Annotated in this window: 15 protein-coding genes; 11 read left to right on the forward strand and 4 right to left on the reverse strand. The window is 69.5% G+C overall.

The genetic code is table 11. The annotated features are described in order from the left end of the window. Window positions 1-5 precede the first annotated feature (5 nt). Entirely contained in the window at window positions 6-1,958 is a 1,953-nt protein-coding gene (gene acs, locus ABQE93_RS06815) for an acetate--CoA ligase (RefSeq protein ID WP_448411257.1), read from the reverse strand. A 113-nt stretch (window positions 1,959-2,071) separates the two neighbouring features. On the opposite strand from acs, the gene ABQE93_RS06820 reads away from it, so the two are divergent. Next, window positions 2,072-2,821: a Fic family protein gene (locus ABQE93_RS06820; RefSeq protein ID WP_448411259.1), complete on the forward strand. Its 750-nt coding sequence runs from the start codon at window positions 2,072-2,074 to the stop codon at window positions 2,819-2,821. Window positions 2,822-3,273: 452 nt separating this feature from the next. Here the strand turns inward: ABQE93_RS06820 and ABQE93_RS06825 are convergent, their stop codons facing one another. After that, complete coding sequence (locus ABQE93_RS06825) at window positions 3,274-4,062, reverse strand: HAD-IB family hydrolase (RefSeq protein ID WP_448411419.1); 789 nt, start codon at window positions 4,060-4,062, stop codon at window positions 3,274-3,276. Between the two features lie 486 nt (window positions 4,063-4,548). Between ABQE93_RS06825 and ssd the strand changes: the two genes are divergently transcribed. The 7 genes from ssd to ABQE93_RS06860 are packed head-to-tail and all read left to right on the forward strand — an operon-like array spanning window position 4,549 to window position 9,036. Beyond that, a complete protein-coding gene (gene ssd, locus ABQE93_RS06830; protein ID WP_448411261.1) occupies window positions 4,549-5,631 on the forward strand; it encodes a septum site-determining protein Ssd in 1,083 nt (360 codons plus the stop codon). Further along, the gene (locus ABQE93_RS06835) at window positions 5,628-6,794 is read left to right on the forward strand and encodes a TadA family conjugal transfer-associated ATPase (RefSeq protein ID WP_448411263.1); all 1,167 of its coding nucleotides are present in this window, start codon (window positions 5,628-5,630) and stop codon (window positions 6,792-6,794) included. Before ssd ends, ABQE93_RS06835 begins: the two co-directional genes overlap by 4 nt. Then, window positions 6,791-7,576 (forward strand): type II secretion system F family protein, encoded by a 786-nt coding sequence (locus ABQE93_RS06840; protein WP_448411264.1) that lies wholly within the window; start codon window positions 6,791-6,793, stop codon window positions 7,574-7,576. The genes ABQE93_RS06835 and ABQE93_RS06840 overlap by 4 nt, the downstream gene beginning before the upstream one ends. After that, window positions 7,573-8,139: a type II secretion system F family protein gene (locus tag ABQE93_RS06845; protein WP_448411266.1), complete on the forward strand. Its 567-nt coding sequence runs from the start codon at window positions 7,573-7,575 to the stop codon at window positions 8,137-8,139. Before ABQE93_RS06840 ends, ABQE93_RS06845 begins: the two co-directional genes overlap by 4 nt. Window positions 8,140-8,160: 21 nt before the next feature. Continuing rightward, window positions 8,161-8,367 (forward strand): DUF4244 domain-containing protein, encoded by a 207-nt coding sequence (locus ABQE93_RS06850; RefSeq protein ID WP_448411268.1) that lies wholly within the window; start codon window positions 8,161-8,163, stop codon window positions 8,365-8,367. Window positions 8,368-8,390: 23 nt separating this feature from the next. Beyond that, window positions 8,391-8,690, forward strand: coding sequence for a TadE family type IV pilus minor pilin (locus ABQE93_RS06855; RefSeq protein ID WP_448411270.1), 300 nt, complete (start codon window positions 8,391-8,393; stop codon window positions 8,688-8,690). A 19-nt stretch (window positions 8,691-8,709) separates the two neighbouring features. Next, complete coding sequence (locus ABQE93_RS06860) at window positions 8,710-9,036, forward strand: Rv3654c family TadE-like protein (RefSeq protein ID WP_448411272.1); 327 nt, start codon at window positions 8,710-8,712, stop codon at window positions 9,034-9,036. On the opposite strand, the gene ABQE93_RS06865 is transcribed toward ABQE93_RS06860, so the two are convergent. Together ABQE93_RS06865 and ABQE93_RS06870 are read right to left on the reverse strand one after the other, a co-directional pair. Then, the gene (locus ABQE93_RS06865) at window positions 9,023-10,033 is read right to left on the reverse strand and encodes a PAS domain-containing protein (RefSeq protein WP_448411274.1); all 1,011 of its coding nucleotides are present in this window, start codon (window positions 10,031-10,033) and stop codon (window positions 9,023-9,025) included. The genes ABQE93_RS06860 and ABQE93_RS06865 overlap by 14 nt on opposite strands. Window positions 10,034-10,095: 62 nt before the next feature. Next, a complete protein-coding gene (locus ABQE93_RS06870) occupies window positions 10,096-12,411 on the reverse strand; it encodes a DNA 3'-5' helicase SftH (protein ID WP_448411276.1) in 2,316 nt (771 codons plus the stop codon). A gap of 279 nt (window positions 12,412-12,690) precedes the next feature. On the opposite strand from ABQE93_RS06870, the gene ABQE93_RS06875 reads away from it, so the two are divergent. The 3 genes from ABQE93_RS06875 (at window position 12,691) to topA (ending at window position 16,541) form a co-directional block, all read left to right on the forward strand. Then, window positions 12,691-12,894 carry a cold-shock protein gene (locus ABQE93_RS06875; RefSeq protein WP_006243848.1) on the forward strand — a complete coding sequence of 68 codons (204 nt, stop codon included), beginning with the start codon at window positions 12,691-12,693 and terminating at the stop codon, window positions 12,892-12,894. A gap of 128 nt (window positions 12,895-13,022) precedes the next feature. Beyond that, on the forward strand, window positions 13,023-13,613 hold the full coding sequence (locus tag ABQE93_RS06880) for a hypothetical protein (protein ID WP_448411278.1): 591 nt from the start codon (window positions 13,023-13,025) through the stop codon (window positions 13,611-13,613). Window positions 13,614-13,748: 135 nt separating this feature from the next. After that, window positions 13,749-16,541 carry a type I DNA topoisomerase gene (topA, locus tag ABQE93_RS06885; RefSeq protein WP_448411280.1) on the forward strand — a complete coding sequence of 931 codons (2,793 nt, stop codon included), beginning with the start codon at window positions 13,749-13,751 and terminating at the stop codon, window positions 16,539-16,541. Window positions 16,542-16,621 lie beyond the last annotated feature (80 nt).

A 16,621-nucleotide genomic window follows, 5' to 3' on the forward strand; every position in this document is an offset into this window, starting at 1 on the left:
CGCGCCTACTTGCTGGTCCGGATGTTCTCGAAGACGCTGGGGTCCACCAGGGTTGAGGTATCACCGAGTTCGCGGCCCTCGGCGACGTCGCGCAACAGCCGACGCATGATCTTGCCGCTGCGGGTCTTGGGCAGCTCGGGTACGACGTGGATTTCGCGGGGCCGGGCGATCTTTCCGATCTCCTTGGCGACCTGCTCGCGCAACACGTCGACCATCTCGTCGCCGCTGGACTTGGCGTGCGCCTCCAGGATGACGAACGCGCAGATGGCCTGTCCGGTCTGCGCATCGCTGGCGCCCACCACGGCGGCCTCGGCGACGTTCTGGTGCCCGACGAGCGCCGACTCCACCTCCGCGGTCGAAATGCGGTGTCCGGACACGTTCATCACGTCGTCGATGCGGCCCAGCACCCAGATGTCGCCGTCGGCGTCGTAGCGCGCCCCGTCGCCGGCGAAGTACCACCCCTGCTTTTCGAACCGCTTCCAGTAGGTGTCCTTGTAGCGCTCCGGGTCGTTCCAGATGCCCCGCAGCATCGCCGGCCAGGGCTGGTCGAGCACCAGGTAACCGGTGACCGGTTCGGCGTCGGGCGGGCTGGGCGGGATGCGCTGGCCGTCCTCGTCGACGATCTGCGCGGAGATGCCCGGCAGCGCCGCCATCGCCGCACCCGGCTTGGCCGCCGTCACACCGGGCAGCGGGGAGATCATGATGGCGCCGGTCTCGGTCTGCCACCAGGTGTCGACCACCGGTGTCTTGTCCGCGCCGATCACCTTGCGATACCACCGCCACGCCTCGGGGTTGATCGGCTCGCCGACCGAGCCCAGCAGCCGCAGGCTGGACAGATCGTGGGCGTCGGGAATCTCACGGCCCCACTTCATGAACGTTCGGATCAACGTCGGTGCCGTGTAATAGACCGTGACACCGTACTTTTCGATGATCTCGAAGTGCCGATGCTCGTTGGGCGAGTTGGGCGTGCCCTCGTAGACCACCTGGGTGGCGCCGTTGGCCAGCGGGCCGAACACGATGTAGCTGTGCCCGGTGACCCAGCCGATGTCGGCGGTGCACCAGTACACGTCGGATTCGGGTTTGGAATCGAACACGTAGTGCTGGGTGTAGGCGGCCTGGGTCAAGAAGCCGCCGGTGGTGTGGACGATCCCCTTCGGCTTGCCCGTCGTGCCCGAGGTGTAGAGCAGAAACAGCGGATGCTCGGAGTCGAACGCGTCGGGGGTGTGCTCGGGCGAGGCGCTGTCGACGACGTCGTGCCACCACACGTCGCGACCCTCGGTCCACGGCACGTCGATCCCGCAGCGCCGCACGACCAGCACGTGCTGCACCGACGGCTGGTCGGCCACCGCCTGATCGGCGCCCTCCTTCAGCGACATCGCCTGCCCGCGCCGGTATTGGCCGTCGGAGGTGATCACCACCTTGGCTTCGGCGTCCTGGATGCGCGCGGCCAGCGCGGAACTCGAGAAGCCGGCGAACACCACCGAATGCAGCACGCCCAACCGCGCGCACGCCAGCATCGCGACGAGTGCCTCCGGGACCATCGGCATGTAGATCGCCACGCGATCGCCGGTGACAAGACCGAGATCGGTCAACGCGTTGGCCGCCTTGCACACCTGCTCCTGCAGTTCGGCGTAGGTGATCGAGCGGCTGTCGCCGACCGGCTCACCCTCCCAGTGCAGCGCTACCCGGTCACCGTGGCCGGCCTCGACGTGGCGGTCCACGCAGTTGTAGGCGACGTTGAGCTTGCCGCCCACGAACCACTTCGCGAACGGTGCGTCCGACCAGTCCAGCACCTCGGTGAACGGGGTGGCCCAGTGCAGTCGCTCGGCCTGTTTGGCCCAGAACGCCAACCGGTCGCGCTCGGCCTCTTCATACATCTCGGCCGTCGCGTTCGACTGGGCGGCGAACTCCTGGGAGGGCGGATAGACGGCGGGTGCTTCGGTGTGCGTCTCGGTCATGCCTGTGAGGGTAGTCACCGAACGCGACGCGCGGTGAGCATGTCACAACGTACGGGCGGGCCTGCGATACGCGGCGGCTGAGGCAGGTGTCGGTTCGGCTAGCGTGGGCTGCCGTGACCCCTTCCGCCGATCCATTGGCCCCGCTCGTCGAGCTGCCGGGGGTGGCGCAGGAGTGCGAGGAAGCGGGCGAGGCGCTGGGCCGCGCGCACCGGCACCGCACCAACTTGCGCGGCTGGCCCGCGACCGCCGCGGAGTCCGCGCTGCGCGGTGCGCGGGCGTCGTCGGTGCTCGACGGCGGCTCGTTGAAGTTGGGCGACGGCGACGACATCGACCCCGTGCTCGCCGGTGCGATCCGGGTGTCCGAAGCGCTGGAGGGCGGCGATACCACGCTGGTGCGGGTGTGGCGGCGCGCGCCGCTGCAGGCGCTGGCCCGGCTGCACGCGTTGGCGGCCGCCGACCTTGTCGACGACGACCGCCTCGGGCGTCCCCGCGCCGACGCCGACGTCGGCGACCGGCTTGCACTGCTGGCCGACATCGTCACGGGCGGCACGCGGGTGCCCGCCGCGATCCTGGCCGCCGTCGCGCACGGTGAACTGCTGACGCTCGCCCCGTTCGGCAGCGCCGACGGTGTGGTGGCCCGGGCGGCGTCGCGGTTGGTGACCATGGCCAGCGGCCTCGATCCGCACGGGCTGGGCGTGCCGGAGGTCTATCTGATGCGGCAGTCCGGTGACTACACGGCCGCCGCACGCGGCTTCTCGTCCGGGACGCCGGACGGCCTGGCGGCGTGGCTGTTGTTGAGTTGCCGGGCGCTGCACGCCGGTGCGCGCGAAGCGTTGTCGATCGCGCAGGCGATGGGTTCGTAGGCGTTTGTAGAACAACGTCTGTAGAACAACAACGTGAAGCGGGCGGCGATCCGAGTGATTCGGCTCGCCGCCCGCTAGCGCGGGGGCCCGGTTACCAAGCGTGCTGTGGTGGGCTGCGTGGGTGGCCTCGGCGTCTTGTCGATGCGCTTCGGCTGCGACCCCACCCAAAGGGTCATCGTGGGCATTCCCGTGGGGAACTCCCGCCGTCCGCTTCTCGCAAATACGCAGGCCCGCAACACTTTTGCCTATTTCGCGGCATGTGCTCCGCGTGGGTGCCGGGATCCGCGCTAGGGAGCCTGGTTCGGGAGTCCGAGCCTTCTCTTCCGGCTCGGCCTTGGCCTTGCCAAGCTTCCGTGCTTCCATTTGTACCCCGTGACCGCGGTCACAGCAAGGGCTAAAACCGGCACCGGGTCCGGATCGTTACGGATCGCGAAACCGGGTGCCCGGACGGCTCAGAATGCGAAGCGTCGCAGCAGCGAATAGGTAAGTGCGCCAGCCGCCAACGCGCTCACCCCGACCGCTGCGGTGGTGGCGACCGCGGCGCCCGACGGCGCGGGGATGCGGTCGCGCAGCGACACCGGTTTGGAGAACGTGAGCACCGGCCAGTTGCGCGCGGTGGCTTCTTTGCGCAACGTGCGATCCGGGTTTACCACGGCCGGGTGGCCGACGATTTCGAGCATCGGCAGATCGGTGATCGAGTCGGTGTAGGCGTAGCAATGCTCCAGGGCGTAGCCCTCGGTGGAGGCGAGCTGGCGAATCGCCTCAACTTTGCCTTCGCCGTAGCAGTAGAAGGCGATTTCGCCGGTGTAGCGGCCGTCCTCGACGACCATCCGCGTGGCCATGGCGTGGGTAGCGCCGAGCGCCCGCGCGATCGGCGCGACGATTTCCTCACCGGACGCCGAGACTATGACCACGTCGCGGCCGCAGAGCTTGTGATCGGCGATCAGATCGGCGGCTTCTGCGAACACCAACGGGTTGACGACCTCGTGCAGCGTCTCGCCGACGATCGACTTCACCTGCTCGACATCCCAGCCGGTGCACATGTTGGTCAGGTACGCGCGCATCCGGTCCATCTGATCGTGGTCGGCGCCCGACATCAGGAACAGGAACTGGGCGTAGGCGGACTTGAGGACGGTTCGCCGATTGATTAGCCCTTGGGCGAAGAAGGGTTTGCTGAAAGCCAAAGTGCTCGATTTCGCGATCACCGTCTTGTCGAGGTCGAAGAACGCAGCGGTTTTCAGGGGCTCGGCTGCCGACTGGGCCGGTTGCGGAACTGTCGACCGTCCGGTCGGCGGTTGCAGTCCTGTCACGGCGCCAGCATAGGTGCCCGCGCGTGACACCAGCGAGGCGTCTGTACAAACTGGCAGTTCACGACACGTGGCGGTGACTGTAACCTTTCGCGTTTCCGCAGCTTTCTTCGGCAAGCAACTCTTGCGTACCTCCGTACTGGCGTGTGTATAGTGAGCCTTACCCGGCTTGTGTCGGGTGTGCATCAGCCCGACCCCCCGGGGCTGATACACGACGACCTCCGCCTCCTCCCCCCCTGGCGGGGGTCGTCTCTTTTTCCGGGACCTTTCGCATAGCGGATAAGCAGCGCAGTTATCCGTGGTTGCGGAATGCGGTTTTCGCGGCGCTGCCGATGTGGGCGTTATCCCCAACGACGAACCCATCCACAGATCTGCGGTGCACCCATGGCGCGGTGTCGGGTTTGCCGCAATGGTTGCCCCATGGTCGCACCCAACGGCATCCTGGCGCTGATCCACGACCCCACCCTGCGGGCCGATATCGACCGGGTCTGCGCCGCGGTGGGCCTGCACGCCGTGTATGCCTCCGAGCCGTCGAGCCGCAAAGTGTGGACCGGCGCGGCGGCCGTGCTGCTCGATCTCGGGGCCGCCCGCTGCTGTGCCGAGCGGGCCCTGCCCCGGCGTGCCCGCGTCGTTTTGGTGGGCCGGTCCGAACCGGTCGCCGCCGAGTGGGAAGCCGCGATCGCGGTCGGTGCACAACGGGTGATCGCGCTGCCCGACCAGGACGCCGAGCTGATGGCGGAGTTGGCCGATGCCGCCGAACAGGTACGTGAGGACGCACCCCGCGGAGCCGTGGTCGCGGTCCTCGCCGGCCGGGGCGGCGCAGGGGCTTCGGTGTTCGCTACCGCACTCGCCCGCACAGCAACACAGGTCACTCACGCCTCAGGAGCAATGCTCGTCGACGCCGACCCGTGGAGCGGCGGGATCGACCTGGTGTTGGGTAGCGAAGCCGTGCCCGGGCTGCGCTGGCCGGACCTGATGCTGCAGGGCGGCAGGCTCACCTACGCCGCGCTGCGTGACGCGCTGCCGCACCGCCACGGCGTGACGGTGCTGTCATGCACCCGCGCCGGCGGCGACATCGACCCAGCCCCCTTGGGCTCGGTGATCGACGCGGGCAGCCGCGGCGGGGTGACGGTGGTCTGCGACGTTCCAAGACGATCGACGACGGCCGCCGAAACCGCGTTGGCATCCGCCGATCTCGTCGTTGTCGTCGTCCCCGCCGACGTGCGGTCCTGTGCGGCGGCGGCCACGGTGGCGCGGTGGGTCATGACCGTCAACCCGAACGCGGGCCTGGTGGTGCGTGGTCCTGCGCCGGGCGGTCTGCAGTCGCGTCAGGTCGCCGAGATCGTCGAGTTGCCGTTGTTGGCCGCGATGCGTCCGCAGCCGTCGGTGGCGCGCATCCTGGAGTCCGACGGCCTGCGGTTGCGTCGACGATCCCCGCTCGCGCTGGCCGCGGGGCGGGTGCTGACCGTGCTGCGCGAGCATCCGGTGGCGGCCGCCGGATGAGCGCCTCGCTGATCGACCGGGTCCGTGAACGCCTGGCGGCCGAGTCGGCGCCGCTGCGCCCCGATGTGGTCGCCGACGCGATCCGCGCCGAATCGGGTGGCCTGCTCGGCGACAGCGAGGTGCTGCGCGGGCTGCGGGCGGTACAGACCGAGTTGACCGGCGCCGGGGTGCTGGAGCCGCTGCTGTGCGCCGAGGGCACCACCGACGTTCTGGTGACAGCGCCTGATGCGGTGTGGGTGGACGACGGGGCAGGGTTGCGTCGCAGCACGATCCGGTTCGCCGACGAGACCGCCGTGCGCAGGCTGGCTCAGCGGTTGGCGTTGGCGGCGGGCCGGCGCCTCGATGAGGCCCAGCCGTGGGTGGACGGCCAACTGCACGGGTTGGGCACCGGTGAGTTCAGCGTGCGGTTGCACGCGGTGCTGCCGCCGGTCGCCGTCGGCGGGACGTGTCTTTCGCTGCGCGTGTTGCGGCCCGCGACCCAGGATCTGGCCGCACTGATCCGGGCCGGCGCCATCGAACCGGTCGCCGCGGCGCTGCTCGACGACATCGTCGGCGCGCGCCTGGCCATGCTGATCTCAGGCGGCACGGGCGCGGGCAAGACAACGCTGTTGTCGGCGCTGCTGGGTGCCGTGCCCGCCGACGAACGCATCGTCTGCGTCGAGGATGCCGCCGAACTCGCCCCCGCCCATCCACACCTGGTGAAGCTCGTGGCCCGCTGCCCCAACGTCGAGGGGGTCGGCGAGGTGACCGTGCGCGACTTGGTGAAGCAGGCGTTGCGGATGAGGCCCGACCGCATCGTGGTCGGCGAGGTGCGCGGTGCCGAAGTGGTCGACCTGCTCGCGGCGCTCAACACCGGCCACGACGGCGGTGCGGGCACCGTGCACGCCAACAGCCCCGCCGAGGTGCCGGCCCGGCTCGAGGCGCTGGCCGGTCTCGGCGGACTCGACCGCGCCGCGCTGCACAGCCAACTCGCCGCCGCGGTCCAGGTGGTTGTGCACGTCAGCCGTGACCGCGCCGGACGCCGCAGGCTGACCGAGATCTCGGTGCTCGAGCGGGGTCCCGACGCCAGGGTGCAGGCCGTCGCGGCCTGGCACGTCGACCGCGGGCCCGGGTGCGGTGCAGAGCAGCTGCGACGCCTGATCGACGACCGGCGGCGAGGATGAGCGCGGCGGCCCTGGCGCTCGCGCTCGCCCTGGTGATCGCCCCCGAACCGGCCCGCCACGTGGCATTGCGCCGCCGCGCACAACGCCCGGCATGGACAACGTTCCTGAGGCCGACGTGGCTGGTGGTCAGCGCGTTGGTGGTGGCGGTCATCGCGCCGCTGGGCATCGTGGTGGCCGCCGCGATCGTCGCCACCACCGTGGAGGTGCGCCGTCGACGCCGGGTCCGCAAACAAAACAGTGCGGCCGAGGCCGTCGCCCTGCAGGGCGCGCTGGACGTGCTCGTCGGCGAACTTCGCGTCGGCGCGCACCCGGCGGCCGCGTTCGCCACGGCCGCCAAAGAGGTAGATGGCGGTGTGGCGGCGTCGCTGCGTACCGTCGCCGCGCGGGCCCGGATGGGTGGCGACGTCGCCGCGGGGTTGCGCAGCGTCGCGGCGCGCTCGGCGCTGTCGACGCACTGGGAACGTCTCGCGCTGTGTTGGCAGCTGGCGCAGGCGCACGGCCTGGCGATCGCGACGCTGATGCACACCGCCCACAGCGACATCGTTGAGCGGGAACGCTTCTCGGCTCAGGTCACCGCCGCCATGGCGGGCGCGCGCACCACCGCCGCGGTGCTGGCCGGACTGCCGGTGCTCGGCATCGGCCTCGGCCAGTTGATCGGCGCCGATCCGCTGCGCTTCCTGTGCTCCGACGGCGCGGGGCAGTGGCTGTTGGCCATCGGTGTCGCGCTGGCGTGCGCCGGGCTGGCGTGGTCGGACCGCATCACCGATCGGGTTGCGACGTGACGGCCGCGGCGCTGTTGTTGGCGGCGGCCATGCTGGTCGGTCCGGGCGCAACGCCCAGGCTGGCCCCCGCGGCGTCGAAACCGGTTCAGCCGCACCGCGATCACGGTAAAGATCCGTTGGCCGCCGCTTCCGCGCTCGACGTCTTCGCCGCGTGCCTGCGTTCCGGTATGGCGGTGTCGACGGCGGCGGCGGTGTCGGCGACGTTGGCTCCGCCGCACCTGGGCCGGGTGCTGACGCGGGCCGCCGATCTGCTGGCGCTGGGCGCGGATCCGGCGGTGGCGTGGTCGGACCCCACCGCACACCGGGACCAGCACACCGATGCGCTGCTGCGGTTGGCGCGCCGCTCGGCCGCATCGGGTGCCGCGCTGGCCGACGGCATCACCGACCTGGCCGCCCGAACCCGCGACGACGCCGCGGCCGGCGCCCGGGCGGCGGCCGAACGCGCGTCGGTGTTGATCGCCGGACCGCTGGGGCTGTGCTATCTGCCCGCGTTTCTGTGTCTGGGCATCGTCCCGGTGGTCGTCGGGTTGGCCGGTGACGTGTTGCGGTCAGGAGTCCTGTGATTCGAAACAGTGAAAGGAAAAATGGTGCTGGCAAACAAGATTCGGGCGGCTCAAGCACGGCTCACGCTGTTGTTGGTCGACGAGGACGGAATGTCGACCGTCGAGTACGCGATCGGGACGGTGGCCGCGGCGGCGTTCGGCGCGATCCTCTACACGGTGGTCACCGGCGACTCGATCGTCAGCGCGCTGACCAACATCATCAACCGCGCACTGAGCACCAACACCTGAGTGGGGAGTCCGGGGCGGCGACGGTGGAGGCGGCGTTCGCCCTCGCCGGCCTGGTGGCGGTGCTCATCGTGTGCGTGGCCGGGCTCACCGCGGTGTCGATGCACATCCGCTGTGTCGACGCCGCACGGGAAGCCGCGCGGCTCGCGGCGCGCGGTGACGACGGCGCGGCCGTCGCGCGCCGCGTCGCACCCGACGGCGCGGACGTGGGGGTGCGGCGCGACGGCGGCTTCGTCATCGCGACCGTCAGTACGCGGTCGGTGCTGCTGCCGGGGATCACGGTCGCGGCGCGGGCGGTGGCCGCCGTGGAACCCGGCGCGCGGTGAGGACGGTTCGGCCACTCTGGTGGCCGCCGCGGCGATGACGGTGTTGTTGGCGGTCACCGTCGGCGCGGTGTATGTCGGTGCGGCGGTGATCGGGCGACACCGCGCGCAGGCGGCCGCCGATCTGGCCGCGGTGGCCGCGGCGACCTCTCTGGCCGACGGCGCGGCGGCGGCATGTGCGCAGGCGAGCGCGATCGCGCACACCATGGAGGCGGCCGTTACCCGCTGCGACATAGAAGGCTTGGATGTCGTTGTGACCGTGGACGTTCCCGTCTCGGTGGGTCGGCTGGCAGTGGGCCCGGCACGCGCCGTCGCGCGCGCAGGCCCAGCGCACGCTAGTCAGAGCTGAATTCGTCGGCGCTGGGCTGGCGCAGCATCGCCAGGCCCGCGTAGGTGCCTTCCTCGAGCTCGATCCGGTTGACCGTGATGTGCACCGGCGTCCACCCGCCGTCGGTCGCCGCCATCCGCAGCACGCCCGACGCGGTGCCGGACGCGAACTGCCGTGCCATCTCTTCCATCCGGACACGGTCATCGGGGTGCACGGCGTGTTCACCGGCCATGCTGGTGCGCCAGTCGAAAAACGGCGCCGGATCGTCGAGCCACTTGAGCAGCGTCCAATCGGTCAGGTCCACCAGCGCGCGGTGCACGCCGGGCTGGGCCAGCCCGGCGAGGATCCGCTGGGCCAGGTAGTCGGGCGGTTGGGTCGCTTCGTCACGTTCGGCGCGCCAGTTCATCGACCGGCACAGCAGGCGTTCATCGTCGTCGTCTTCGTCGGTTTCGAGCACCGCGCGCACCACGAACCCGACGGTGATCTGCTCGCCGCGATAGTCGGTGATGTCCCAGGTGCTGCAGAACGTCGTGCCGGGCTTGCGCCCGATCACCATCGACAACACCTTGGCCTCGCTGGGGTTCAAGTCGCGCTTGGGCAAGTCGTCGGCGAACGCGCGGCCCTGCGTCGGTTCGACCTCGGGGTCCCACCCGCTGTTGATCAGCGACTCGGTCGTGGCGGTGGCCAGCCCGCTGGCCAGATCCCACACCAACGGCCCGACCACTGGCCGTTCGGGCGGCTCCATATCGGGCGGGCCCACCCACACCTGCACGCCGTGGATGCGCCCGTCGGTCATCTGCACGACCTCGGTGCTGATCACCCGGTCGTTCTTCGGGGTGATGCTGGACAGGCCCTGGCCGGCGCGCACGGTCTCGCCGATGGCCGTCTGGATCGCCATCAGGTGCGGATTTCGGCGCAAGAACGTGCTGATGGGAACCAAGTTGTGGGTACGACGACCCTGGGCGACCACCGCAGGCTCGCTGCCGAGAGTTTCCACGAGCAGCCAGTCGTGGGTCATGGAGGGAAGTTTACCGGCGCTGCGCGGGCCCGAACCGCCCGACCGACCGCTGCGCGGGCTCATCAGCGTGTCCTTGAAAGCGCCGCCAGGACCAACCGCAGCACCCGCAGCGCGCCGTCTTTGTCCAAGGGGTCATTTCCGTTGCCGCACTTCGGTGATTGCACACACGACGGGCAACCCGACGGGCACTCGCAGGCCTCGATGGCCGCCGCCGTCGCCGACCACCAGGTGTCGATGCGCCGGAAACCACGGTCGGCGAAACCGGCGCCGCCGGGATAGCCGTCGTAGACGAAAATCGTTGGCAGCCCGTCCACCGGCCCGATCGCCGTGGACACCCCACCGATGTCGCCGCGGTCGCAGCTGGCGATCAGCGGCAGCAGCCCGATCGCGGCATGTTCGGCGGCGTGCAGCGCCCCCGGCGCGCGCAGCAGGTCTAACCCGTTGCGCTGCAGGGCTTCCGGAGTGACTGTGCACATCACCGCGGTGGTGTCCAGGGTGCGGGTCGGCATGTCGAGTTCGACGAAGTCGATCACCTCCCCGCTCAACCGGCGGCGCAGAAACCCGATCACCGTATTGGTCACGGACACCGGTACCAGGCCGATGGTGACCTCTCCGTGGTGCGTTCGCTCACCGTCGCCGGTGACCACGATGTCGGTCAGCTCGCGCGCGAACGTCGTGTATCCGGGGTCCTCGGCGTGCACGAACGCCACCCCGTCTTCGAGGTCCAGGGAGTCGACCACGTAGCTCTCACCCTGATGCAGATAGACCGCCCCGGCATGCACCGATGCGTAGGCCTGACCCACCGCGGTGCTGCCCAGCATCCGGCCGGTGCCAGCCTCCAGGATGGCGATCTGACCGCCCGATGAGCCCCGGATGTCCACCGCGGGATGGGGATCGACGCCCGGGGTGGGGAAGTAGCCGTTGGCGCGTCGGCGCAGCAGCCCGTCGTCGACCAACGACTCGGCCACCGCCTCCGCGTTCCACATCCGCACCTCCGCGTCGGCGAGCGGCAGCTCGGTGGCCGCGCAAAGCAGTTGCGGGCCAAGAACGTACGGGTTGGTCGGGTCGATGACGACACGTTCGATCGGTTTGTCCAGCAGCGCCGCCGGGTGGTGCACCAGGTAGGTGTCGAGCGGATCGTCGCGCGCGATCAGCACGATCAGCGCGCCCTGACCGCGCCGCCCCGACCGGCCCGCCTGCTGCCAGAACGACGTCACGGTGCCGGGAAACCCGGCCAGCACCACGGCGTCCAGACCGGCGATGTCGACGCCCAGCTCCAACGCGTTGGTGGTCGCCAGCCCGCGCAGCTCACCGTCGGACAGGGCACGCTCCAGCGCGCGGCGGTCTTCGGCCAGATAGCCGGCTCGGTACGACGCCACCCGCTCGACCAGTTCGGGGGCCAGCTCCTCAAGTCGGGACCGCGCGCCGAGTGCGGTGAGTTCGGCGCCGCGTCGGGACCGCACGAACGTCAGCATGCGCGCGCCCTCGGCGACCAGGTGCGCCATCAGCTGCGCGGCCTCCGCCCCGGCCGAACGCCGTACCGGCGCGCCGTTTTCACCGACCAGGTCGGCCAGCAACGGCGGCTCCCACAGCGCGACGGTGCGCGCCCCCTGCGGGGAGCCGTCGTCGACGACCTCGGCGACGGTCTGCCCGATCAACTCCGAGGCGGTGGCGGCGGGCTCGGAGGTGGTCGCGCTGGCGAAGATCACGGTGGGGGACGACGAGTAGCGCGCGCAAAGCCGCAGCAGCCTGCGCAGCACCATCGCCACGTTGGACCCGAAAACACCGCGGTAGTAATGGCATTCGTCAACCACGATGTAGCGCAAGTGGCGCAGAAACACCGCCCAGCGGCCGTGGTTGCGCAGCAGCGACAGGTGGATCATGTCGGGGTTGGAGAAGATCCAGCGCGACCGCTCCCGGGCGAAGCGACGCACGTCGGCGGGGCTGTCACCGTCGTACGCGCTGGGCGCGACGTCACGCACCGGCACCGCCTCGGTGAGCTCGACGGCGGTCCGCAGTTGGTCGTGGCCCAGCGCCTTGGTCGGCGACAGGTACAACACCCGCGCCCGTGAATCGGTCCGCAGAGCCGTCAATATCGGCAACTGATACGCCAGCGACTTACCCGACGCCGTCCCGGTGCTCAGGACCACGTGGCGTCCGTCGTGGGCGAGGTCGGCGGCGAGGCGTTGGTGCGACCACGGCGCCTCGATACCGCGATCAAGGAACGCCCGCACCACATCTGGGTCGGCCCACGGCGGCCACGTCTGCGGTCGGCCCTGGCGCGCCGGTAGATCCGCGACGTGACGCAGCGGACTGTCCCCGTTGGCGGTGATGTCCTCGACCACGCCGGCGAGTAGCTCGCGGCCGAAATCCGCCATTATTTGGCCCTCCTGAAGAGTCTCCTAGCGCAATTGTGCCCACTTGCTTGTGCCGAGAACTGTCGCAGCAGCGTCGAACGTGGTTGACTAACGGCGGTCGCAGCTTCTGTGTTCGTGTATATGCACTCGCAGGATCGACGTTGCGATCGCGGTTCCTGCGAGGGTTGTAGGTCGGGTCGAGTTCCGAACACTCCACGAAGGTATGGCGGTCGGAACGGGCCCGGGCTACCGAACCACGGTGGACCGCACCCGGAGAATAAGAGAAGGAAACAACAGGAAATGCCACAGGGAACTGTGAAGTGGTTCAACGCGGAGAAGGGCTTCGGCTTCATTGCGCCGGAGGACGGCTCCGCTGACGTTTTCGTCCACTACACGGAAATTCAGGGCAGCGGCTTCCGCACCCTGGAGGAGAACCAGAAGGTCGAGTTCGAGGTCGGCCAAAGCCCCAAGGGGCCGCAGGCCACGGGTGTTCGGGCCGTCTAGAAAGACCACCCCAAACCAGGCAACACCCCGCACGAATCCGGAACCGGATGAGGCGGGGTGTTCTCTTTTGCATGCCGCTGCGGCCCGGCGCACCCGGCTGAGGCCCGAAGCTGGCTTACTGTCGGCATGTGAGCCAGCTGTCGTTCTTCTCGGCAGAGTCGGTGCCGCCCGCGGTCGCCGACCTGACGGGGCTGCTCGCTGCGCCCGGCCAGGCGGTGCTCGTCGGGGCCGGGAAAGACCAGGCTGCGCGCCTTTCCGTGGTGGTCGAGGCGATGTGGCGGGCCGAGGGCATCGCCGAGATGGTGATCGAGGCCGGTCTGCAGCCCGAGATCACCCGCACCGAGGAGCACACGCCGCTGGTGCGCACGGCGGTGGACCCGCGGTTGGTGCCGATGGCCCTGGCGTGGACCCGCGGGGCCGTCAAGACGGTGCCGGCGCAGTGGATGCCCGGACCCAGGGAGCTTCGGGCCTGGACGCTGGCCGCGGGCACCCCCGAGGCCGACCGATATCTGCTCGGGCTGGATCCGCACGCACCCGACACGTACGCGCCGCTGGCATCGGCGATGATGCGGGTCGGCATCGCCCCGACCCTTATCGGCACCCGCGGAGCCCATCCGGCGTTGCGGATCAGCGGGCGCCGACGGCTATCACGCCTGGTAGAGAACGTGGGGGAACCGCCGGACAACGTGGACGCGTTCCCTCAGTGGCCACGCGTATAACGGTAGACAGATAGGGGGGCAGTTTGCGTCGGCTCGCGCGGGGTGCCAAATTGTCAGTTGCCTTTCGCGGCGACGATCCGTCGATGCATGGATTGCGCCGCGGATGGGCAACAGAGAAGTGGAGCGTAGACACAGGTGGTTGACGGGGACCGCGGCAGCGGCCGCAATGGAAGCGTCCGGCGGCTCGTCATAGTCGAGTCGCCAACCAAAGCACGCAAAATCGCTGGTTACCTCGGCTCGGACTACATCGTGGAGTCTTCCCGCGGCCACATCCGTGACCTGCCCAGAAACGCCGCCGACGTGCCCGCGAAGTACAAATCCGAGCCGTGGGCGCGCCTCGGGGTCAACGTCGAGCAAAACTTCGAGCCGCTCTACATCATCAGCCCGGAGAAAAAGAGCACGGTCAACGAGCTGAAAGACCTGGTCAAAGACGTCGACGAGGTGTACCTGGCCACGGACGGTGACCGCGAGGGCGAGGCCATCGCCTGGCACCTGCTCGAAACCCTCAAGCCGCGCGTGCCCGTCAAGCGCATGGTGTTCCACGAGATCACCGAGCCGGCCATCCGCGCCGCCGCCGAGGACCCCCGCGACCTGGACAATGACCTGGTCGACGCGCAGGAGACCCGCCGCATCCTGGACCGGCTCTACGGCTACGAGGTCAGCCCCGTGCTGTGGAAGAAGGTCGCGCCGAAGCTGTCGGCCGGCCGGGTGCAGTCGGTGGCCACCCGCATCATCGTGCAGCGTGAACGGGAGCGCATGGCGTTCCGCAGCGCCTCCTACTGGGACGTCACCGCGGAACTGGACGCCAGCGTCTCCAATGCCCAAGCCACCCCGCCCACGTTCACCGCGAAGCTGAACACCGTCGACGGACGCCGGGTCGCCACCGGACGCGACTTCGACTCGCTGGGCGCGGTCCGCAAGCCCGACGAGGTGCGGGTGCTCGACGAGGCCGCGGCCACCGCGCTGGCCAACGGGCTCCGCGGCGCGCAGTTGGCGGTGTCCTCCGTCGAGCAGAAGCCCTACACCCGGCGGCCCTACGCGCCGTTCATGACCTCCACGCTGCAGCAGGAGGCCGGGCGCAAGCTGCGGTTCTCCTCGGAGCGCACGATGAGCATCGCGCAGCGGCTCTACGAGAACGGCTACATCACCTACATGCGCACCGACTCGACCACGCTGTCGCAGTCGGCCATCACGGCCGCGCGCAACCAGGCTCGCCAGCTCTACGGCGAGGAGTATCTGCACCCGTCGCCGCGCCAGTACACCCGCAAGGTGAAAAACGCCCAGGAGGCCCACGAGGCCATCCGTCCCGCCGGGGACGTGTTCTCCACGCCCGGGCAGCTGCACAGCCAGCTCGACACCGACGAGTTCCGGCTCTACGAGCTGATCTGGCAGCGCACGGTGGCCTCGCAGATGGCCGACGCACGCGGCACCACGCTGTCGCTGCGCATCTCCGGTGCCTCCAGCGACGGCCAGCAGGTGGTGTTCAACGCCAGCGGGCGCACCATCACGTTCCCGGGCTTTTTGAAGGCCTACGTCGAGAGCATCGACGACCAGGCCGGCGGCGAGGCCGACGACGCCGAGAGCCGGCTGCCCCAGCTCGAGCAGGGCCAGCGCGTGGACGCCAAGGACCTGACCGCCGACGGGCACAACACCAGCCCGCCGGCGCGCTACACCGAGGCGTCGTTGATCAAGGCGCTTGAGGAACTCGGCATCGGCAGGCCCTCGACCTACAGCTCGATCATCAAGACCATCCAGGACCGCGGCTACGTGCACAAGAAGGGCAGCGCGCTGGTGCCGTCCTGGGTGGCGTTCGCCGTCATCGGGCTGCTCGAACAGCACTTCAGCCGCCTGGTCGACTACGGCTTCACCGCCGCGATGGAAGACGAGCTCGACGAGATCGCCGCAGGCAACGAGCGACGGACCAACTGGCTCAACAACTTCTACTTCGGCGGCGATCACGGGGTGGAAGACTCGATCGCCCGCTCGGGTGGGCTCAAGAAGCTCGTCGGCGTCAACCTCGAGGAGATCGACGCCCGACAGATCAACTCCATCAAGCTGTTCGACGACGAGCAGGGCCGGCCGATCTATGTGCGGGTCGGCAAGAACGGCGCGTACCTGGAGCGGATGGTCACCGGCGACGACGGGGAGCCCACCCCGCAGCGGGCCAACCTCAAGGACGAGCTGACGCCCGACGAGCTGACCCTGGAGCTCGCCGAAAAGGCTTTCGCCACACCGCAAGAGGGCCGGCTGTTGGGCATCGACCCGGCGACCGGGCACGAGATCGTCGCCAAGGACGGCCGGTACGGACCGTACGTCACCGAGGTGCTGCCGCCGCCGCCCGAGGGCGACGACGGTTCGGCGGGCAGTACGGCCAAGAAGGGCAAGAAGCCCACCGGGCCCAAGCCGCGAACCGGTTCACTGCTGCGGTCGATGGACCTCGAGACGGTCACGTTGGACGACGCGTTGCGGCTGCTGTCGCTGCCGCGGGTGGTCGGTGTCGACCCGAACTCCGGTGAGGAGATCACCGCGCAGAACGGCCGCTACGGCCCGTACCTCAAGCGCGGCACCGACTCCCGGTCGCTGGCCACCGAAGAGCAGATGTTCGACATCACGCTCGAGGAAGCGTTGAAAATCTACGCCGAGCCCAAACGCCGTGGTGGGCAGCGGGCTGCCGCTCCGCCGCTGCGCGAGCTGGGGGAGGATCCGGCGACCGGCAAGCAGATGGTGATCAAGGACGGCCGGTTTGGTCCGTACGTGACCGACGGCGAGACCAACGCCAGCCTGCGCAAGGGCGACGACGTGCTGTCGCTGACCGACGAACGCGCGGCCGAACTGCTGGCCGATCGCCGCGCCCGCGGCCCGGTGAAGCGGACGAAGAAGGCCGCCAAGAAGAAGGCGCCGGCGAAGAAGAAGGCCGCCAAGAAGTAGCTAGTTTTTGCGCCGAGACGGACGTTTCGGCGGAAATCGGCCGGGCAAATCGACCAAAACGTCGATCTCGGCGGGGACGG

The organism is Mycolicibacterium sp. XJ662 (genome assembly GCF_053484035.1).